This window comes from Streptomyces sp. NPDC059398, assembly GCF_042751845.1.
Taxonomy (GTDB): Bacteria; Actinomycetota; Actinomycetes; order Streptomycetales; family Streptomycetaceae; genus Streptomyces.
Genome location: NZ_JBHYWP010000015.1, coordinates 71,921 through 92,315, shown reverse-complemented (window position 1 = coordinate 92,315; position 20,395 = coordinate 71,921). Strand labels below are relative to the sequence as shown.

15 protein-coding genes are annotated in these 20,395 nt (G+C 72.4%); 10 read left to right on the top strand and 5 right to left on the bottom strand.

Translation table 11 applies throughout. The features are described from left to right. The first annotated feature begins 335 nt into the window (after positions 1-335). The 3 genes from ACFXBC_RS08370 (at position 336) to cpt (ending at position 3,565) form a co-directional block, all read left to right on the top strand. Positions 336-1,076, top strand: coding sequence for an LmbU family transcriptional regulator (locus tag ACFXBC_RS08370; RefSeq protein WP_385020136.1), 741 nt, complete (start codon positions 336-338; stop codon positions 1,074-1,076). 389 nt (positions 1,077-1,465) lie between these two features. Beyond that, entirely contained in the window at positions 1,466-2,950 is a 1,485-nt protein-coding gene (locus ACFXBC_RS08365; protein ID WP_385020133.1) for an ABC transporter substrate-binding protein, read from the top strand. Between the two features lie 84 nt (positions 2,951-3,034). Continuing rightward, on the top strand, positions 3,035-3,565 hold the full coding sequence (gene cpt / locus ACFXBC_RS08360; protein WP_385020151.1) for a chloramphenicol phosphotransferase CPT: 531 nt from the start codon (positions 3,035-3,037) through the stop codon (positions 3,563-3,565). 118 nt (positions 3,566-3,683) lie between these two features. Here cpt and ACFXBC_RS08355 read toward each other — a convergent pair whose 3' ends face one another. Then, the gene (locus ACFXBC_RS08355) at positions 3,684-5,324 is read right to left on the bottom strand and encodes a family 20 glycosylhydrolase (protein ID WP_385020130.1); all 1,641 of its coding nucleotides are present in this window, start codon (positions 5,322-5,324) and stop codon (positions 3,684-3,686) included. A gap of 553 nt (positions 5,325-5,877) precedes the next feature. Then, complete coding sequence (locus ACFXBC_RS08350; RefSeq protein WP_385020127.1) at positions 5,878-8,427, bottom strand: glycoside hydrolase family 3 C-terminal domain-containing protein; 2,550 nt, start codon at positions 8,425-8,427, stop codon at positions 5,878-5,880. 296 nt (positions 8,428-8,723) lie between these two features. On the opposite strand from ACFXBC_RS08350, the gene ACFXBC_RS08345 reads away from it, so the two are divergent. Further along, a complete protein-coding gene (locus tag ACFXBC_RS08345; RefSeq protein ID WP_385020123.1) occupies positions 8,724-9,665 on the top strand; it encodes an SGNH/GDSL hydrolase family protein in 942 nt (313 codons plus the stop codon). A gap of 117 nt (positions 9,666-9,782) precedes the next feature. Here ACFXBC_RS08345 and ACFXBC_RS08340 read toward each other — a convergent pair whose 3' ends face one another. Next, complete coding sequence (locus ACFXBC_RS08340; RefSeq protein WP_385020120.1) at positions 9,783-10,799, bottom strand: Lrp/AsnC family transcriptional regulator; 1,017 nt, start codon at positions 10,797-10,799, stop codon at positions 9,783-9,785. Positions 10,800-11,176: 377 nt separating this feature from the next. Here ACFXBC_RS08340 and ACFXBC_RS08335 point away from each other — a divergent pair, with 377 nt between their 5' ends. Both ACFXBC_RS08335 and ACFXBC_RS08330 read left to right on the top strand, forming a co-directional pair. Continuing rightward, complete coding sequence (locus ACFXBC_RS08335; protein ID WP_385020117.1) at positions 11,177-12,556, top strand: MFS transporter; 1,380 nt, start codon at positions 11,177-11,179, stop codon at positions 12,554-12,556. Further along, positions 12,553-13,806 (top strand): M20 family metallopeptidase, encoded by a 1,254-nt coding sequence (locus ACFXBC_RS08330; protein WP_385020114.1) that lies wholly within the window; start codon positions 12,553-12,555, stop codon positions 13,804-13,806. The genes ACFXBC_RS08335 and ACFXBC_RS08330 overlap by 4 nt, the downstream gene beginning before the upstream one ends. Before the next feature lie 165 nt (positions 13,807-13,971). Here the strand turns inward: ACFXBC_RS08330 and ACFXBC_RS08325 are convergent, their stop codons facing one another. Next, the gene (locus ACFXBC_RS08325; protein ID WP_385020111.1) at positions 13,972-14,427 is read right to left on the bottom strand and encodes a MarR family winged helix-turn-helix transcriptional regulator; all 456 of its coding nucleotides are present in this window, start codon (positions 14,425-14,427) and stop codon (positions 13,972-13,974) included. A 118-nt stretch (positions 14,428-14,545) separates the two neighbouring features. Between ACFXBC_RS08325 and ACFXBC_RS08320 the strand changes: the two genes are divergently transcribed. Both ACFXBC_RS08320 and ACFXBC_RS08315 read left to right on the top strand, forming a co-directional pair. Beyond that, entirely contained in the window at positions 14,546-15,154 is a 609-nt protein-coding gene (locus ACFXBC_RS08320; RefSeq protein WP_385020108.1) for a non-oxidative hydroxyarylic acid decarboxylases subunit B, read from the top strand. A gap of 124 nt (positions 15,155-15,278) precedes the next feature. Next, positions 15,279-16,811 (top strand): UbiD family decarboxylase, encoded by a 1,533-nt coding sequence (locus ACFXBC_RS08315; protein ID WP_385020105.1) that lies wholly within the window; start codon positions 15,279-15,281, stop codon positions 16,809-16,811. A gap of 113 nt (positions 16,812-16,924) precedes the next feature. Here ACFXBC_RS08315 and ACFXBC_RS08310 read toward each other — a convergent pair whose 3' ends face one another. Then, positions 16,925-17,167 carry a hypothetical protein gene (locus ACFXBC_RS08310; RefSeq protein ID WP_385020101.1) on the bottom strand — a complete coding sequence of 81 codons (243 nt, stop codon included), beginning with the start codon at positions 17,165-17,167 and terminating at the stop codon, positions 16,925-16,927. Here ACFXBC_RS08310 and ACFXBC_RS08305 point away from each other — a divergent pair. Together ACFXBC_RS08305 and ACFXBC_RS08300 are read left to right on the top strand one after the other, a co-directional pair. Next, a complete protein-coding gene (locus ACFXBC_RS08305) occupies positions 17,151-17,423 on the top strand; it encodes a hypothetical protein (RefSeq protein WP_385020098.1) in 273 nt (90 codons plus the stop codon). The two genes, ACFXBC_RS08310 and ACFXBC_RS08305, sit on opposite strands and share 17 nt — an antisense overlap. 149 nt (positions 17,424-17,572) lie before the next feature. Beyond that, entirely contained in the window at positions 17,573-20,359 is a 2,787-nt protein-coding gene (locus ACFXBC_RS08300) for a SpoIIE family protein phosphatase (protein WP_385020095.1), read from the top strand. Positions 20,360-20,395 lie beyond the last annotated feature (36 nt).

Below are 20,395 nucleotides of genomic sequence, written 5' to 3'. Positions count from 1 at the left end.
GGGGCGCCCCCCCCCCGCGCCCCTCCTCCGCGCGGCGGACGGGGCGCCCGGGGCCGGGAACGGCGGGGGGGCCGGCTTGCCCCGCGGGGGGCACTCCGGGAGGGCCGGCCGCGACCGGCCCGGCACCCGGCTGTAAGGGTCGGGCACTGGTCCGGACCGTTTCCTCATTCAGTCAACATGGCAACACTGGTGAAGCCCTGCCCCCTCCACCATCCTGAGGGAAAGCCCCGATTCGCCCAACGGGTGAGGGGCTGGGGGCAGCGGGGGAAACGAGACTCAGTGCTCGCGCTGCCGCCCATCGGTCATGGGACGACAGACGATGGACGGACGTAATCGTGACGACGAGCACCAGAGGACCCGTAACCGCACCGGACGAACGCCGCACCCTGGCCAGGATCGGCTCGGCGGCGGCCCCCTGCCCTCCTACGGCGGGCCGGCACGGCGGCCTCCCGCAGGGAACGCCCCGGGCGGCCCGGCCGGTCGCCTCCTCGCGGCCGTACCAGGCGCCGCGCAAGGACCAGATCCTCACCACCAGAGTCGGTCTGCAGTTCCCGAAGGCGGTGCCGTTCGACGTCTGGCAGGAGGCCGGGGTCAAGATCTTCCACACCGCTGACTCCTTCGCCTGGTGCCTCGGCGACTGGCTGGTCTACGGGCAGGACCGCTACGGGGACCGGTACCGCCGCGCGGTGGACGTCGCGGGCCTGGACTACCAGACCCTGCGCAACTACGCCTGGACGGCCCGCAAGTTCGAGATGCCCCGCCGTCATCCTCAGCTCAGCTTCCAGCACCACGCGGAGGTCGCCTCGCTCGATCCGGCCCAGCAGGACCTGTGGCTGGCGCGGGCGGAGGAGAACAAGTGGTCCAAGACGGAGCTCCGCCGGCGCCTGCGGGCCGCTCGCGGTTCCTCCGGTCCGACGCCGCTGACCCGGCTCCCTGAACTCAAGGTGGCCAGCGAGACGATGGAGCGGTGGCGCGCCGCCGCGAACCGGACGGGCAAACCGTTCGACGAGTGGATCACGGCGGCGCTCGACATCGCCGCGCACGCCCCGGGAACCGGCCGGGCCGACGCCGCCTGACCAGCCCGCCGAGGCGTTCACCCGCCCCCGCAGGTTCCGCCCCGACCGGGCGGCGCCGGCGGGGGCGGCTGCGTAGTACGCCCTTTCGGTCCGGACCGGACCGGCAACCGGAGCCGCTGACCTGGCATCCGCGCGCACACGAAAACCATACTTTGTGCTGTTTTGGCGCCGGGGAGCCGCACCGCGCGGTTCAGGCTTCTCCGGACGACGCATTGACGGCCAGAAACCGATCACAATATGGTTTTCAAAGTCCACGAGCCTTCCGGCTGGGCGCGCTGCCCGGCTGCCCGCTGCCGTTCCGCCGGGTCACCCCCTTTCCCGGCCACCCAGACGGAGAGAACATGATGAGGCATTCCGCTCGAACCGGGGCTTTGACAGCCTGCGTCACCGTGCTGTCCTTGGCGCTCGCGGGCTGCGGCGGAGGCGGCGGTTCCGCCGGGGGCGGTTCCACCGAGCTCGACATCGCCACCCTCACGGGCGCCCAGAGCCTCGACCCGGCCGACGCGCTCGGCAGCGCGCTGCCGTACTTCCAGGCGGTCTACGACACGCTGCTCAAGCGGGCTCCGGACGGCAGCTTCCGGCCGATGCTGGCCACCAAGTGGTCGTACGACAAGGACCGGACGCGGCTGTCGCTGACGCTGCGCCGGGGCGTGAAGTTCACCGACGGGACCGCGTTCGACGCAGAGGCCGTCAAGGCCAATATGGAGCACTTCAAGAAGGGCGGCGGTGGCGGGGCCAAGGATCTCAGCGCCCTGCGGGCCGTCGAGGTGCGGGACGCCACCCATGTGACGCTCCGGCTCTCGGCCCCCGACCCGGCGATGCTGTTCTATCTGAGCGACGCGGCCGGGCTGATGGCGAGCCCGGCGAAACTGGCGGGCGGCACCCTCAGGACGGATCCGGACGGCACGGGCCCGTACACCCTCGACAAGGCCAGGACGGCGGTCGGCGGCAAGTACGTCTTCGAGCGCAGGAAGGACTACTGGGGCAGCCAACTCCCTTACCGCACCCTGACGATCAGCGTCTTCGACAACGAGACGGCCATCGTCAACGGCCTCAGGACGGGTCAGATAGACACCGCCGTCCTCCAGGACGCGAACCAGCAGGAGGCAGTCAAGTCCGGCACCGACCTCCGGACGACCGAGCACACCTTCGACTTCCAGGGGCTGCTCCTCTTCGACCGGGCGGGCGTACGGACCCCGGCGCTGCGGGAGGTTAAGGTACGTCAGGCACTCAACTACGCGCTGGACCGCGGCACGATGCTCGACCAGATCCGCCGGGGCGGCGGTCAGATCACCGACCAGGTCTTCGGAACGGACACCAAGGCGTACGACAAGAGCCTGGACACGTACTACGACCACGACCCGGCGAAGGCGAGGAAGCTGCTCGCCCAGGCCGGCTACGCCAAGGGGTTCACCCTGAAGCTGCCGAGGATCTCCGCCATCGTCAACGACGCCCTCGCCTCGTCGATCGCGACGGATCTCAAGGCGGTGGGGATCAAGGTGGTCTGGGACCAGCTCGACGGCAACAGCGCCGTGCAGAAGATCTACAAGGACCGGGCCTACTCCGCCATGGTCATGAACATCGGCCAGTCACCGGTCGACTGGGTCACCGTCCAGGACCTGGTGACACCCGGCACGTTCAACCTCTTCGGCTCGACCGACGCGACCGTCAGGCAATTGCTCCCGCGCATCCAGGCGGGCGGCCCCCGGGCGGACACGGCGGCGCGCGCCCTGAACAGGCATCTCGTCCAGCAGGGCTGGTTCGTCCCCTTCTACCGGTCGTCGTTCCTGCTGGTGTCGGGCAAGGACGTGAAGGCCGAGACACAGTCCGGGATGGGCGTGCCGTCGATCTACGACTACACACCGGCGGGGTAGGCGTCCGGCCGCGGGCGCCGCTGCGACGGCGCCCGCCGGAATCCGTTTCGGGCACGGGTCCGGCGGCCCTACTGTGGGCCGGTGATGACCCAGGTGATCGTTCTCAACGGTGGTTCCAGCGCGGGGAAGTCCGGGATCGTCCGGTGCCTTCAGGCGGTCCTGCCGGATCCCTGGCCGGCCTTCGGGGTCGACACGCTGGTCGGTGCGCTGCCCGCCTCCCTGCGGTCGGCACAGGCCGGGATCGAGTTCGCTCCGGACGGAGGGATCATCGTCGGGGCGGAGTTCCGTGCGCTGGAGGCGGCGTGGACCGAGGGGATCGCCGCCATGGCCCGCGCGGGGGCCCGGGTCATCGTCGACGAGGTCTTCCTCGGCGGGGCGGACTCGCAGCGGCGCTGGCAGCGGGCGCTGGAGGGTCTGCCGGTGCTGTGGGTCGGCGTCAGATGCGACAGCGCGGTCGCCGCGGACCGCGAGGTGGCGCGGGGCGACCGGGTCGTCGGTATGGCCGCGTCCCAGGCGGACCTGGTCCACCGGGGCGTGGTCTACGACCTGGAAGTGGACACCACGCACACGGAGTCGATGGCGTGCGCACGGACCATCGCCGCACGGGTCGGGTGACCCGCGGCCCCGGGTGCGCGCCCAGGACCGCGGCGGCGCCCGGCACCGGGCAGGCGCGGAACCGCGGGCCGCAGCCGGGGGTGCCTCCACCGCAGACCGAGGTGGAGGCACCCCCGGCTCACTCATCCCAGGGCACGTCCGGTGCGGCGAAGTGGACCAGTCCGCGCTCGCTCCATATGCGGGCGTGCCGGGCGATGCGGGTGCGGTACTCGTCCCACTCCGGCGCCCGTCCCGACCAGGCGGCCTCGGCGAGTGAACCGATGCGCGGCAGCAGCAGGGTGGTCAAGTCCTCCATTCCGCGCAGGGTATGGGCGAAGAGCGTCGCCTCGACGCCCGCCACCCGCTCGTCGGGGATGCCGTACGAGGCCGGGTCCCAGGACGCCGTGTGGCGGACGCTGCGCGGGCGGTAGCCGGGGAAGCCCAGGTGCGCCGCGCCGGCGGCCTCATCGGCGGTTCCGCCCTCGGGTGCGTAGCCGCGGTCCAGGTACAGATGGGACTGCGGTGACAGCAGCACCCGGCCGCCCCCGGCGATGATCCGCTCGACGTCGTGGTCGGACGGGGCGAAGAACTTCTTGAGCGCCCTGATGAACTCCAGGGTCATGCCCGATGCGGCCAGCCGGGGCCGCTCGGCGAGTTCCTCCGCGGTGTCGGGCAGGTCCATCATCGGGACGTCGACCCAGAACTGGGCGATGTCGTCGGGCCCGGTCCCGGCCCGGGACGACTCCTGCCAGGCCACCGGTCGTTTGCCGAACTTCCTTGTGAGGGCGCGCAGTTCACGTACACCTGCCGCGAAACTGTCCTCGGTGATGCCGACCGCCTCGTCGGCGCCGATGTGCACGAAAGGCCCCTCGGTCAGGGCGCAGACATCGGCGAGGACCGCGGAGACCGCCGCATGGGTGTCCGCATCGGTGAGGTCGAGCGGCGGTACGAAGGGGAAGCGCCCCGCGAGTCCGGGCGGCGCGGGAGCGGGAGGCAGCTCCGGCAGGGCGGTGCGCAGTGCGGCGCAGTGGCCCGGGAGGTCGATCTCGGGAACGACGGTGATGTGGCGCCGGGCCGCGTACGCCTGGATCTCCCGGTACTCGTCCGTGGTGTAGTGACTCCGCTCCCCCGGCCCATCCTGCCCGGCGCCCGCAGGCGTGGCGCCCTGCGGAGGTGCGGTCAGGGACGGGACCGACGGTATGGCGAGACGCCAGCCCTCGTTGTCCGTGAGGTGCAGATGCAGCACATTGAACTTGTACAGGGCGGCGACATCGATGATGTGCCGTACCTCGTCGGCCGTGATGAACCATCGGGCCGGGTCGATCAGCAGCCCGCGCCAGGCGTAGCGCGGTGCGTCCGCCAGCTCCTGACAGGCGATCAGGCCCTCGGGCCCCGCGGTCAGGATCAGCTGGGCGGCCGTGGTCGCCGCACGGAAGACGCCCTCGGGGGTGCGTGCCCGGCAGTCGACGGAGCGGGGGCCGACCGTCAGGCGGTACGCCTCGTCGGCCGGTACGTCTCCGCCGTCCGGCGCGACACCCACGGTACGGCCGGGTGGCACACCGGCCGCGTCGAGCGAGAGGACGATGTCGCTCGCACTCCCCGCCCGCGCGTCACCGGGCAACAGGCGCTCGCCCAGGTGCGGTGCCAGCAGGGCGCGCAGCGTGTCGGCGACCGGCGCCAGACCTTCGCCGGCGCGGATGCGCCAGGGGCCGGCAGCCGGAAGGGAACCGGCATCCGCCGCGGCGGACCGCTCGGCGGGGCTGGGAATGACCGCGTTCATGGAGCCTCCACCAGCCGTCCGGGGGCCCGGGAGCCCGGTCGGCCGAATCGTCAGGTACGGCGCTCGGGTGCCCCGGACCGGCCGGGCCCGGACTGCGCGTCGGCGCGGGCGCCTCTTCCTCCGGGACCGGCGCCGCCTGTACGCTAACACGAAAACCGATCAACGAACGCTTTTTACGGGTGGCCGCATGACGTCCTCAGCAGGGCCCGCTCTCGTGCTCCCGGCGCACTTCCTGCTGGGGGCCGCCACCTCGGCCCGCCAGACCGAGGGAAACAACGTCTCCAGCGACTGGTGGGCCCTGGAGAACCAGGAGGACACCTTCGTGACAGCGGGCGCCGAAGCGGGTGAGGCCGTGACAGACGGTGGCCGAACTGGCGGTCTGTGCTTACCCGCTGGCTTGGCCCGCGCGGCTGCTGACCCGGACGGCTGTCGACCCGTACGGCTCCGGTACCGGCCCGCAGCGGAGTGCCGGGGGCCGGATGCCCCGGGCCTTCACCCGGGCCGGGATCAGTACGTACGGGCGGAGCCGGGGGCAGCCGTCTCCGCTAACCCGCTAACCCGCTCCCGGGCCTTCGGGAGCGGGCGTCTCCGCCGCGGCGCGGGCAGCCAGGTCCTTGAGGTCCTGGGGGGACACGGGGCTCTGCGGGGAATCGGCGATCACATCCAGCGGGATCCCGGCCAGAAAGCGCCGCATCACCGGGTCCGCCAAGGCGGTTGAGCCGCCCGGCGCGCCGCCGCCGCGGGCGAACCGTTCCAGAAGCAGCGGCCCGCCGACCGGGTGCGCGAACCACTCCGCCAGCGTGTGACGGCCTGTCAGCCGGATCCGCGACGGGTCGCCGTCGACGGTCACCCGCACCGCCAGCCTGATGTCCCGGGAGGAGGCCGCCGCCTCGATACGGTAGGTGCCGCCCGCCACCCGCCACCCGCCCTCGCGCTCGCTGTAGTGGGCGAGGCCGGCACGGTCCAGCTCGACCCGGACCTCGCGGTGCTCGCCGGGTTCCAGATCCACCGCCGTGAAGCCGCGCAGTTCACGCTCGGGGCGCAGGGTCGCGCTCTCCTCGGGGCCCGCACTGTAGATCTGCACGATCTCGCGCCCGGCCCGCCGCCCGGTGTTGGTCACGCCGACCCGCACGGTCAGCCGCGCGCCGTCCGGGCCGGTTTCGACGGTGAGACCGGAGTAGTCGAACGAGGTGTAGGAGAGACCGTGGCCGAAGGGGAAGGCGACCTCGCTGCGGCGTGCGTCATACCCCCGGTATCCCACGAACACCCCCTCGCCGTAACGGACATGCCCCTCATCGCCGGGGAAGGAGAGATACGTGGGCGAGTCCTCCAGGCGCAGCGGTACGGTCTCGGCGAGCCGGCCGGACGGGCCGGCCGCACCGAACAGGATCCGCGCGAGCGCGGCTCCCCCCGCCTGGCCCAGCAGCCAGCCCTCGACAAGGGCCGGGACCCGGTCGTGCCAGGGCGCGGTACGGACCACACCGCCGTTGGAGAGGACCACCGCGACCCGGGGGTTGACGGAGACGACCCGCTCCAGGAGGCGCAGTTGGGCCTCGGGCAGATCGATGTGGTCGCGGTCGAACCCTTCCGACTCGTCCTGCGCGGGCAGCCCGAGGAACAGCAGCACGGTGTCACTGCGGGCGGCGAGCCGCTCGGCCTCCAGCGCGAGAGCAGCGGCCGGATCACCCGTAGCCGGACACTCCGTGGCCGGATCTCCCGCGACCGGGTCACCCGTAGCCGGACACTCTGCGGCCGGTTCACCCGTACCCGGATCTCCTGCGGCCGGGGCCCCCGCAGCCGGATCCCCCACAGCGGGGCCCTCCGCGGGCGGGCCCACTGTGGCCGGATCACCCGTAGCTGAATCCCCCGCAGCCGGTTCCGCGTTGCCCGCCTCCTGGTGCCCGGCCGGATGCCCACCGCCGTCCGGCAGGGCGTACCCCGGCGCGAACTCCACCCGCGCACCGTCGGCCGCCGCCCGCAGAGAGTCGAGCGGTAGGTCGAGACGGGTGGGGGTCACCTGGGAGCTGCCCGCGCCCTGGAAGCGCGGGGTGCGCGCGAGTTCACCGATCACGGCGATCCGGCCGGCGCCGGGGTCCAGCGGCAGCAGGGCGGTGTCGTTCTTGAGCAGGACGAGGCACCGCTCCGCCGCCTCCCGCGCCAGCAAGTGGTGTGCTTCGTACGGGATTTCGCCCCGCTCCCGTCCGACGGAGGCGTTCGCACGCCGGGCGAAGCGCGCCAGCCGCTCCACCGACCGGTCCAGCACCTCCGCCTCCAGGGCCCCGCACTCGACCGCGGCCACCACCTCACGGTCGGTGCGCCCACCGGTGCCCGGCATCTGCAGATCGAGTCCGGCATGCAGCGCGGCGACCCGGTCGCGCACCGCGCCCCAGTCGGACATCACCACGCCGTCGAAGCCCCACTCGGTACGCAGGATGCCGGTCAGCAGGCGGTGGTTCTCGCTCACCGGTACGCCGTTGAGCGCGTTGTAGGAGGCCATGACGGACCATGGGCGGTCGCGGCGGACGATGCGCTCGAAGGCCCGGAGGTAGATCTCGCGCAGCGGGCGTTCGTCGATGTCGGCACTGATCCGCATACGGTCGGTCTCCTGGTTGTTGGCCGCATAGTGCTTCAACGCGGCCCCCACCCCCGCCTCTTGCAGGCCGCGTACCATCGCCCCGCCCATCTCGGCCGTCAGGAACGGGTCTTCGGAGAAGTACTCGAAGTTGCGGCCGCACAGTGGCGACCGCTTGATGTTGATGCCGGGACCGAGCACCACCTGTACGCCGTGCGCCCGCGCCTCGGTGGCGATGGCGGCGGCGACCCGGGCCGCGAGTCCCGGGTCCCAGCTGCTGCCGAGGGCGACCGCCGGGGGGAAGCAGGTGGCGGGGGCCGCGCTGTGCAGATCGATCTGACCGCCGTCGCCCTGCCCCCTGGGCAGCCGCAGGCCGTGCGGCCCGTCCGAGAGGGACACCGTCGGCACCCCCGGCACCGTCTCGGTGACGAAGTCTCCCGCTCCGCTGGTCAGCGAAGCTTTCTGAGCAAGCGTCAGCTGAAGGGGCCCGTCGGGGGCGGCTGGCGCGGAGGGCGGTTTCTGGTGGGTCATACGGCCTGCCCGGTCGGTCGATGCGGCGTCGGCCGGTGCGACATCGGAGGAGTACCGGCCGGGCGCGGCAGAGCTCTGTCGCGGTCGCGAAAACCGTAAATTGATCGGATTTCACTGTCAAGGTTCTGCGCCCACGGCGACCCGGCCTCCGCACGGCGCCCCACGGCCAGCAAAATCCGCCGCGCTCCAGCGTATTGACGACCATAAACCGATCACATTACGGTTTTCGAGCCCGGGGTGCTCCGCCCCGGTACAGCCCCCGTACGTCCGGGCCTCTCACGAGATGAGGGACAGCAATGCCGCTGCACCGTTCCGTGCCCCGTCCCACCGGGTTCCCGCCCGCCGCAGCCGTCCGCCGGCCTCTCGCCAGAGCCGGTGTCCCGCTGGCCGTGGCCGGGCTTGCGGCCCTGGCTCTCGCGGCGCCCGCCGCGGCCCGTACGACCGCACCCGCCGGCCACACGGGGGCAAACGCCGCCGGGGCGCACTATGTGGCGCTGGGCGACTCGTACAGCTCAGGGGCGGGCATCCCCGATCAGGTGGACGTGAACTGCGCCCGCTCCGACCAGAACTATCCGTCCCTGACCGCGAAGGCCATCGGTGCGGCGCAAGTGACGGATGTGACCTGCGGGGGCGCCGACACCACCGACATGACCCAGCGGCAGGGCTCGGCCCCGCCCCAGCTGGACGCCCTGCGCCCGGACACGACGCTGGTCACCCTGGGCATCGGCGGCAACGACCTCGGCCTGACCGGGGTCATCACCCGCTGTGTGCTGCTCGCGAACCTCGCGCCGAACGGCGCGCCCTGCAAGAGCAGTTACACCCTCCTGGGCACCGACGAGATCCGCTCGCGCATCAACGCCATCGGCCCGAAGATCGAAGCGGTCCTCAAGGAGATCCACACCCGCTCCCCGCAGGCGAAGGTGGCCCTGGTCGGCTATCCGGTGATCGTCCCCGACGACGGTTCGGCCTGCCGCGGCACGATCCCCCTCGCCAAGGGCGACTTCGCGTGGTTCCGCGACGAGGAGAAGGCGCTCGACTCCATGCTCGCCGAGCAGGCCGCCGTGTACGACGCGGCCTATGTGGACACCTACACCCCCTCGGTCGGCCATGACGCCTGCAAGGCGGACGGCGTGCGGTGGATCGAGCCGAAGGAGTCGGTGGCCGCCGCCGGTTTCCACCCCAACGCGGCCGGCGAGCGGAGCATGGCCGGCGCGGTCCTCGGGGCGCTCGGCCGGTGAGACGGTCCGGCCCGAGGGCGGGCTCCCGTCCGCCGGGCAGACCCTGATCCGCACGGCAGGCCCTGGCGGACGGCAGCCCCTGATCCGCACGGCAGGCCCTGGCGGCCGACTCCTCTGCTACCAGGGGGAGATCGGCCGTACGCCCACCCTGCGGCCCTCCTCGTCGAGCAGATGCCCCATGCGCTTGACCGTGTGCAGGCCGACGATGCGGTCGGTCACCGTGAGGGTGGGCAGCCGGGCGCAGAGCGCGGTCTCGCGCCGCTGGATGTCCCCGAGGTCGTGCACCCAGAGCGTGGCGAAGATGTTCGCCGGCCCGGTCACGGCCGCCACCAGGCGGCATTCGGGCAGGGCGGCGAGGACCCGGTGGCTGGCCCCGATGTCCCGCGCGGGGACCTGACCGAGCAGGGAGACCGGGACCGGGCACCCGGCCAGCGCGGAGGCGATGTCGCAGCGGAAGGTCAGGACCGACGACTCCGTGAGGCGGCGCAGCCGCCGACGGACGGTCGCCGGGCTGGTGTCCGTGCGCTCGGCGAGTTCGGCCAGGCCGAGGCGGCCGTCGCGGACCAGTTCGCCGAGCAGCGCCCGGTCGACGGTGTCGAGCGGGAGCGTACGGATCGTCTCCCCCGCCGGCGACGGGCTGCCGAGGGCCGTCTGCTGGGCCGGGTCCAGGGAGCGCAGCCGCCAGCGGCTGCCCTCGACGTACAGAGACGTGGTGAACAGGCAGGTCACCGCGGTGATCCCCGGTATCCGGTCCAGTTTCCCGGTGAGGAACCGGCTGAGTGCCGTCAGATCCGGGGCGAGCACGTCCAGCAGCAGATCGGCGGTGCCGGGTCCGGTCAGCTCGATGGTCACGGCCTCCGGGAGCGCGCTCAGCTCCGCCATCAGCCGTGACCGGTCCCCCGGCAGACAGCGCAGCAGGACAAACGCCGAACAGCGGTTGCGCGAGAACTCCCGCCCCGGCGCCGCGTACACCCAGGCGAGCCCCTCCGCGCTCAGCCGCTCCCAGCGCCGCGCCAGCGTGCCCGCGGTCACCCCTAGGAGCGGCGCCAGCTCCGACCAGGACGCCCTCGGCCGCAGCTGGAGGGCGTTCACCAGAGCGAGATCGAGTTCGCTGGGGGTGACCGTTTCTCGCATCACAAGCCCTCCTTGCGGACGAATCCATGAATATTCGCGGCCGTTCGTGCTTCCGCCCGCACAGTAGCCACGGCATCCGGTTCCGGCCACCGAGGTCCCCCGCGCCGGAGATCCCTGCGCATCGGAGATCGGGACACGCCGGAGATCCCTGCGCATCGGAGATCGGGACGCGCCCGGAGACCGGTACGCGCCGGACTTCCGTACGCACCGGAGATCCGTCGGCACCGGAGGCCACCGCTCCAGAGACCCCGCGACAGAGATCCGCATCAGAGATCCCCCGCCACCAGTGATCCAGAGGTGAAGCTGTGCCCCTACGCATATCGGGAACGGAACGCGGACCCGGAACGCTGAGCTCCGGACCGGGCATGCTCGCGACGATGGCCGTCGTGATCCTGCTGGGCGGAATCGTCCAGGGCTATCTGACACCGCTGCTGCCCGAGGTCGGCCGCACCCTGCACATCAGCACCGTCGGACAGAACAACATCTATCTGCTGTCCCAGGTGGCCTTCGCGGTGATGACACCGCTGCTCTCCCGGCTGGGCGACCTGTACGGGCACCGCAGGCTCCTGCGGGTCTGCGTCGCGATGGTGGCGGGCGGTTCGCTGCTGATCGCCGTGCGGCCGTCCGCCGTGACGCTGGCCGTCGGGGTGGTGCTCCAGGGCGCCCTGGTCGGCTTCTTCCCGCTGCTCGTGGGCATCCTGCGCTCCCGCGCACCCGAACGGAACCGCACCGGGATCTCCCTCCTGGTGGGAGTCCTGCTCCTCTCCATCGGGGTCGGCGGCCTGGTGGCGGGCGCGCTCAGCGAGCGGCACGCGGCGGCCGGGCTGTGGACGGCCGTTCCGGTCGGCGTGCTCGCCGTGATCGCGGGCATCGTGCTGCCCGCCAGCGGCGCACCACGCGGCGGCCGCTTCCACTACGGAGCCGCGATGCTGCTCACGGCGGGTCTGGTGGCGCTCGTCCTGGTGCTCGCGCAGGGCGGTACGTGGGGCTGGGGAGCACCGCGTACGCTCGCTCTCGCCGTCGGGGCGGTCGTCCTGCTCGCGGCCTGGGTGGCGGTCGAGCGGAGCTCGGCGCACCCGCTGGTCAGTGTGCGGATGCTGAGCAACCCACGGCTCGCGGTGGTCAGCGGCTTCACCTTCTGCGCCTCCTTCGGCACGATCGGCTTTCTCGGCGCCAACGCCCTCTTCCTGGGTGCCTCACGCTCCACGACCGGGTACGGCATGGACCTGGGGCCGCAGGCCATCGCGACGATCTCGCTCGCCATGGTGACCGCCGGGTTCGCCGGTTCCACGCTCACCCCGCGCCTGACCCGGCGGCTCGGCGACCGCGCCGTGCTCGCCTCGGGCGGCGGTCTCGTCGCCCTGGGCTTCCTGGGGATGATCCTCTTCCACCGCACTCTCCCCCAGTACGTGGTCTGCGCCCTGGTGGTGGGGCTCGCCACCGGTCTCTTCGAGTCGGTCACCCGGACCCTGTCGGCCGAGGCGGTCGCGGAGCAGGAGACGGCCCTGGCGGTCGGCCTCAACGAACTGGCCCTCTCCCTCGGCGCGGCCATCGGCGCCGCGGTGATCGGCGCGTTCTTCGCCGCTCATGTCAGCCCCGGCACCACACACATCGCGGAGTCCGGCTACCTGTGGGGCTGGGGCGCCTGCGCCTTCGCGGCCCTCGCCGGTACGGCACTGGCGCTGCGCTACCGCGGCAGGCACGGGGAGAGCGCCCAGCAGGTACAGCACGTGGCACAGAACGGAGAACTCGCATGACGGGCACTCAGGACGCGCGCGGGACGGATGTCCGGCACACGCACCGGACGGACGTCCGGGAGACGCACGGAACGGACACCCGGCAGGCGCGCAGGGCCGTGGCCGATGCGGTCGCCTCCTGGAGCGGACAGCTCATCGGCCTCAGCCACGGACTGCACGACGAACCGGAGACGGCCCTCCAGGAACACCGGGCGGCCGCCAGGATCGGGGACCTCCTGGCGGCGGCGGGCTTCACGGTCACCCGGGGGGTGGCGGACCTCCCCACGGCTCTCGTCGGCACCTGCGGAACCGGGGAACTCGTCATCGGGTTCTGCGCCGAGTACGACGCGCTGCCCGGCATCGGGCACGCCTGCGGGCACAACGTCAACGGCGCTGCCGCCGTCGGCGCCGCCCTCGGTCTCGCCGCCGTGGCGGACCGGCTCGGACTGACCGTCAAGCTGATCGGCACACCGGCCGAGGAGGACATCGGCGGAAAGGTCCTCCTCATCGACGCCGGGGTCTTCGACGACGTGGCCGCGGCGATGATGGTGCACGCCGCCCCCGAAGACTCGGTCGGCGCCTCCTCCCTGGCGGTCGGGGCCTGGGACATCACCTACCGGGGCAAGCCCTCGCACGCGGCGCTCGCGCCCTGGGAAGGTGTCAACGCCCTCGACGCGATGACCGTGGCCCACACCGCCGTCGGGCTGCTCCGCCAGCAGCTGCCGCCGGGCGTGGTGGTGCACGGCATCGTCACGGACGGCGGCCAGGCCGTGAACATCATCCCCGCCCGCACCGGCGCACGCTGCGAGGTCAGGGCGCGGACCGTGGAGCAGCTCGGCGAGGCGCACCGGCGGGTGCGCGCCTGCTTCGAGGCCGGTGCGCTCGCCACCGGGGCCGAGCTCGAAATCGAGCCGCACGGCCGGGAGTTCGCCGATCTGCGGCAGGACCCCGATATGACGGACGCCTATGTGGAGGCCCTCGGCGAACTGGGCCGCACGGCGACAGCTCGGCACGGCGATTCGATGGCATCGACGGACATGGGCAACGTCTCCCGGCTCGTCCCCACGATCCACCCGACGATCGGCTACGAGACGGGCGGCGCCCGGCAGCACACCCCCGAGTTCACCGCGTACGGCAAGAGCGCGGGCGCCGACCGTGCCGTCCTGGACGGGGCCACCGCACTCGCCCTGACGGGCACCGCCCTGGCGGCGTCACCGGCCCGGCGGGCCCGGCTCCTCGCCGGGGTGCGGGAGCGCGGGCGCCGCTCCTGAACGGCGCGGGGCGGACCCTCAACAGAGCAACGGCCCAGCGGATCCTCAACGGAGCAGGGTCCAGCCGATCCCGAACGGCGCGCGGGCCGGCGGATCCCGAACGGCGCGGGGCCCGGCGGATCCCGAACGGCGGTTCGACGGGTCGGCGGAGCGGCCGGCGCCGGACTACCGCTGCGGCCCCTGGACCGCCCGGCGCAGCAGCGCGAGGAACTGGTCCCGCTCCTGCGGGGACAAGTGGGCGAGCATCTGCTCGCTCACTGCGGCGACGGCGGGGGCGAGCGAGGTGGCCAGCTCCCGGCCGCTGCCAGTGATGCGCACCAGCTTTCTCCGCCGGTCGCTCTCGTCCTTGGTGATGTCCACCAGACCGCGGCGCCGCAGCCGCTCCAGCAGCGGCGCCGCGGTCGACTTGTCGAGACTGGCGAGCGCGCCGAGGCTGCCCTGGTCCATCGCGCCGCGGGCCTGCAGCAGGCTCAGTACGGTGAACTGCGGCCCGGTCAGGTCCTGGTGGACCTGTTCGTACCAGAGGCGGGTGTGTACCTGGTTCAGCTGGCGGGCCAGGGGCCCGACCCCGCCGATCGCGGTGAGCAGGTCGCCGGGGTCCTGGTCGTTCTGCGGTGACATGTCCCGCCGCCATTCCTTCGATCGGCCGAATTGATCAGGACGTACACGTACTATACCGTGGAGAGCGTTAGGACGTACACGCCATAACTGTGTGCGACAGAGACACGGGAGGTGCGGGATGAAACTCGTCGTCGCGATGACCGGGGCCACCGGCGCTCCGCTGGGCGTACGCCTGCTGGAGGCACTCCGGGAGCTGGAGGTCGAGACCCACCTCGTCGTCAGCCGGTGGGCACGGGCCACGCTCGCGCAGGAGACCGCGTACACACTCCGCGAGGTGCAGTCGCTCGCCTCGGTCTGCCACAGCCCCGACGACCAGGGCGCATCGATCTCCAGCGGCTCGTTCCGGGTCGACGGCATGGTGGTCGTGCCGTGCAGCATGAAGACGCTGGCCTCGATCCGTACCGGCTACGGCGAGGGGCTGATCGGCCGGGCAGCGGATGTGACGCTCAAGGAGCGGCGGAAGCTGGTCCTGGTCGCCCGCGAGACACCGCTGTCGGCCGTGCACCTGGAGAACATGCTGGAGCTGACGCGGATGGGCGCCGTCGTCATGCCGCCGGCCCCGGCCTTCTACCACCGCCCCGCGACGGTCGCCGACGTCGTCGAACACATCGTCACGCGTGTCCTGGACCAGTTCGGTCTGGACATGCCCCAGGCCCGGCGGTGGCAGGGCATGAAGGCGGACAGCCGCCCCGCACGGTCACCCCGGCCGGCCGGCAGCGCGATCTGACGCACCGCCGTCCCGCGCAACACATCCCGTAAACCCCGCACTTACGCCGAAGCCGTGGAGCGCCGGTCCGGTCCCCCTGCCCGCCGGTCCGGCCCCCTGCCCATCGGCCGAGAAAGGTCCCGTCATGACAGAACACGGCAGCACACAGCACGGCGGCACTCAACGCGGCAGCGCCCTCAACTTCCGTGATTTCGTGGAGGATTCACTCGCCGCCGGCGACGCGGTCGACATCCGCGGGCCGGTCAGCCCCACCCTTGAGGCCGGAGCCATCACCCGGCGCGTCTACGAGACGCGGGGCCCGGCCCCGCTGTTCAGCAATCTGACCGAGGGAGACGCGGGGTGCCGGATCCTCGGCGCGCCGGCCGGTCTGAGCGGCGTCGCCGGGCAGCGGTACGGCCGGCTCGCCGCCCACTTCGGCCTGGCACGTGACACCACACCGCGCGAGCTGCTGGAGCGGCTCGTCTCCGCGATGCACGCGAGTCCGGTCCCCCCACGGGTGGTGAGCACCGGACCGTGCAAGGAGAACGTGCTGACGGGCGACGCCGTCGACCTGGAACGGTTCCCGGTGCCGCTGCTCCACCAGGAGGACGGCGGCCGGTACTTCGGGACGTACGGCTTCCATGTGGTGCGCTCCCCCGACGGGCGATGGACCAGCTGGTCGGTCAGCCGCACCATGCTGGGCGGGCGGAACACCTTGGTCGGCCCGGCGATGGCGCAGCAGCACCTCGGCAGGATCCACGCCATGTGGCGCGAGCGGGGGCTGCCGACCCCCTGGGCCATGGTGCTCGGGGCCCCGCCGGCCGCGCTGGCCGCCGCCGGGATGCCGCTGCCCGCCGAGGTGAACGAGGACGGTTACGTGGGCGCCCTGACCGGCAGCGCCGTCGACGTGGTCAGGACCGAGCTGCACGACCTGTACGTACCGGCCAACGCGGAGATCGTCCTGGAGGGGTGGATCAGCCCGGACGAGACGGCTCCGGAGGGGCCGATGGGCGAGTACCACGGATACTCGTTCGCCGGGAGCAAGCCGCAGCCCGTCTTCCATGTCGAGGCGGTGACCCACCGCGACAACCCCATCCTGCCGGTCTGTGTGGCGGGCCTCCCCCCGGAGGAGAACCACACCATCTGGGGCACCATGATCTCCGCGACCGGCCTGGACCTGCTGCGCTCCAGCGGCCTGCCCGTCGACCTGGCCTGGTGCTCCTACGAGGCCGCGACCTGCTGGATCGCCGTGTCCATCGACATCCGGCGGCTGGCCCGGATGCGGCTGAGCGAAAGGGAACTGGCCGACGCGGTGGCCGGCACCCTCTTCGGATCGCACACCGGGTGGCTGGTGCCCAAGGTCATCCTGGTGGCGAACGACATCGACATCACCGACATCAACCAGGTGGTGTGGGCCCTGGCCACCCGCTACCACCCGGGCACCGGCGAGTATGTCTACCCCGAGGCGCAGGGCATCCCGATGGTCCCCTATCTGACGCCGGATGAGGTGCGGACCGGCCGGGGCGGCAAGTCCGTACTGAGCTGCCTGCTGCCGGAGCAGTTCGAAGGCGCCACCCGGGGGATCACCGCGTCCTTCCGCCACTCCTTCCCCGAGGATCTGCGGGAACGGGTCGTGGCGAACTGGACCGGATACGGCTTCCCGCCGGCCACTCCGTGACAGCCTGACGGCCGGGCCCCCGAGATCGGAACCGCGAGGGCCCGCCCTCAAACCCTGGGCGAAAAAGAGCAGTTGGGGACTGAGACAGAACGGCTCCCCGGCCCGGGTATACGTCAGGTCAGCGCACGGAGGCTGCCCGGGGCGAGACCGAGCAGGCGCTCGGCCGTGGTGAGGGCCATGTCCTTGAGCACCGGGTGGTCCAGCGTGGTGTCGTCGTTGGCGTAGGCGCCGAGCCCGTCGACGGTGACCAGGATGCAGAGCGCCACCCCGAGCGGGTCCCCGGTGGTGAACTCCCCGGCGTCGGCGCCCTCCTGGATGAGGGCGGCAAGGGCGGTGCGTGTGACCTCCTCCTGCACAGCGACCCGCCGGGAACCGCCGGCCACTCCGGACCGCCTCGCCGCTCTCCTGGTGACGGGGGACGGCGAACCCCCGGTGACCTGCCTGCCCGACCCGGACGCACCACTCGGCCGGCGCTGGGCGAGCCTCGCCACCGTCACACTCGAACCGGCGACCCGTACGGCGAGAATCCTCGACGGCACACCGGCCGACATCGGCACCCGCGCCTGGCGCACCCTCACCGCCACACTCCCGCGCGCCGCCGCCTCGGCCTGACCTACGACGACGCCGGTACCCCGAACCATCGAACAAGGAGCCATTTCGGTCGATTCCGGGACTTATTGTTTGTTCCGTCCGCGGGCCACCGCCCCGACGGACAGAGCAATCCTCCGGGTACTCGAAGAAACGATCGGCAGGACCGGCCCATGGGTGAACGCAAGGCGTCTTTCGGCTCCACCCGGGGGCGCCGTCCCTTCCTGCCGGCCCTGCGCAGCGTCGCGGGTCAGATCTTCGTCCTGCAGGTGATCATCGCGCTGCTGCTGATCGCCGCCGCGGTGGTGGCGCTGGTGCTGCAGGCCCGGCACGACGGCACGCAGGACGCCCGCGACCGTACGCTCGACGTGGCCCAGGCGTTCGCCGACGCACCGGGCACAGCGGCGGCGGTGACGAGCACCGACCCGACCGCGGTTCTGCAGCCGCGGGCCGAGAAGGTCCGCAAGTCGACGGGCGTCGACTTCGTCGTGGTGTTCAGCACCTCCGGGATCCGCTACACCCATCCCGACCCGAAGCTGATCGGCAAGCATGTCCTCGGCCCGTACAAGTCGGTCATCACGCACGGGGCGTCCACCCGGACCTTCAGCGCGAGCCGCGGCCCCGCCGTGGACTCGATCGTCCGCGTCACCGGGCCCCACGGCAGAGTCGTCGGGCTGGTGTCGGTCGCGATCACGGTGGCGAAGGTGCAGAGCGCGGTGGACCGTCAGATGCCGGTGCTGCTGGGCGCCGGGGCGGGAACGCTGGTACTGGCGGCGGGCAGCTCGGTGCTGGTGTCGCGGCGGCTGCGACGGCAGACCCACGGACTGGGACCGGCGGAGATGACGCGGATGTACGAGCATCACGACGCCGTGCTGCACGCGGTGCGGGAGGGCGTGGTGATCGTCGACCAGGACGGGCGGCTGCTGCTGGCCAACGACGAGGCACGGCGGCTGCTCGAACTGCCCGCGGACGCGGAGGGACGCCAGGTCGCGGAGCTGGGGCTGACGCCGGGGCTGACGGAACTGCTCGGCTCACTGCGGCCGGCGAGCGACGAGGTGCACCGTGCCGGGGACCGGCTGCTGGGGGTCAATGTGCGGCCGGCGGCGAACGGCGCGGCGGGGCCCGCGCGGTGTGTGGCGACGCTGCGGGACACCACGGAGCTCGCAGCGCTGACGGGACGGGCGGAGGTAGTGCGCGGCCGGCTGACGCTGCTGTACGAGGCCGGGATGCGGATCGGGACCACCCTGGATGTGGTGCGTACCGCCGAGGAACTGACGGAGGTGGCGGTGCCGGGGTTCGCGGACCTCGTCACGGTCGATCTGGCCGACGCCGTGGTGCAGGGGAAGGAGCTCGGGTGGGCGAGCACGCAGATGCACCGGGTGGCGGTGCGGGGGGTGCGGGCCGACGCGCCGGTGGCGCCGGTCGGTGATCTGGTGCAGCTGGTGCCCGCGGAGACGGAGACGCCCGCCGCCGCCACGGACCGGGGGGCCATGATCGCCGATCTGCGGACCGAGCACGCCTGGCGGACCCACAACCCGCGGAAGGCCGCCGAGATCCTCGGCCACGGCATCCACTCGCTGATCGCGGTGCCGCTGCTGGCCCGCGGGACGGTGCTGGGCAGGGCCTGCTTCTGGCGCTCGGAGCAGGAGCAGCCGTTCGAGACGGATGATCTGTCCTTCGCCGAGGAACTGGCCGCACGGGCGGCCGTGTGCCTGGACAACGCCCGGCGCTTCACCCGGGAGCACGCCGTGGCCGTCACTCTGCAGCGCAGTCTGCTGCCGCGTGGTCTGTCCGGTCAGACGGCGGTGGAGGCCGCTCACCGGTACCTGCCCGCGCAGGCCGGCGTGGGCGGGGACTGGTTCGACGTCATCCCCCTGCCCGGGGCCCGGGTGGCCCTGGTGGTGGGTGATGTGGTCGGGCACGGGCTGCATGCCGCGGCCACCATGGGCCGGCTGCGGACCGCGGTGCACAACTTCTCCGCCCTCGACCTGGCCCCCGACGAACTGCTCGGCTACCTGGACGAGTTGGTCGTCCGGATGGACGCCGACGAGGGCGCCGGGGAGGAGTGGCCCGGGGTGACCGGGGCGACCTGCCTGTACGCCGTCTACGACCCGGTGGCCGGCAGCTGCCACGTGGCCAGGGCAGGCCATCTGGGGCCCGCCGTGGTGCGGCCGGACGGTTCGGTCGGCTTCCCCGATGTGCCCCTCTCCCCGCCGCTGGGGCTCGGCGGGGAGCCGTTCGAGACCGCTGAGCTGCCCCTCGCGGAGGGCAGCCAGCTGGTGCTGTACACCGACGGGCTGGTGGAGGACCGCGACCGGGACGTCGACACGGGCCTGGCCCTGCTGCGGGACGCCCTGGCCGGGCACCCAGGGCGGGATCCGGAGCAGATCTGCCAGGCGGTCATCGACACCGTCCTGCTGCCACGGCCGAGCGACGACGTGGCGCTGCTGGTGGCCCGTACCCGCCTGCTGGGACCTGAGCAAGTGGCCGAGTGGGAGGTGCCGTCCGACCCCGCGGCGGTCGCTTCGGTACGGACCGACGCCAGCCGGCGGCTTGCCGACTGGGGGCTGGAGGAGATCGCCTTCACCACCGAACTCATCCTGTCGGAGCTGATCACCAACGCCATCCGGTACGGCACTCCCCCGGTCCGGGTACGGCTGGTGCGCGACCGGACCCTGATCTGCGAGGTCTCGGACGGTTCCAGCACGTCCCCGCACCTGCGCCAGGCGAAGACCACCGACGAGGGTGGCCGCGGGCTGTTCCTGGTGGCCAGACTCGCGGAGCACTGGGGCACCCGGTACACCCCGACCGGCAAGATCATCTGGACCGAACAGGCCCTGCGGGACGGCATCGAAGGAGTGAGCCCCGACCTCGCCGGTCTCTTCCTCGAAGAGGGGGTGTCCCCCGACGACCTCGGTGGTGGCCCCTCCGGGCCCGGCAGTCCGGACGGCGCCGCCTGACAGGCCGGGGAGCCGCCCTCGTCACCCGCTCATGAG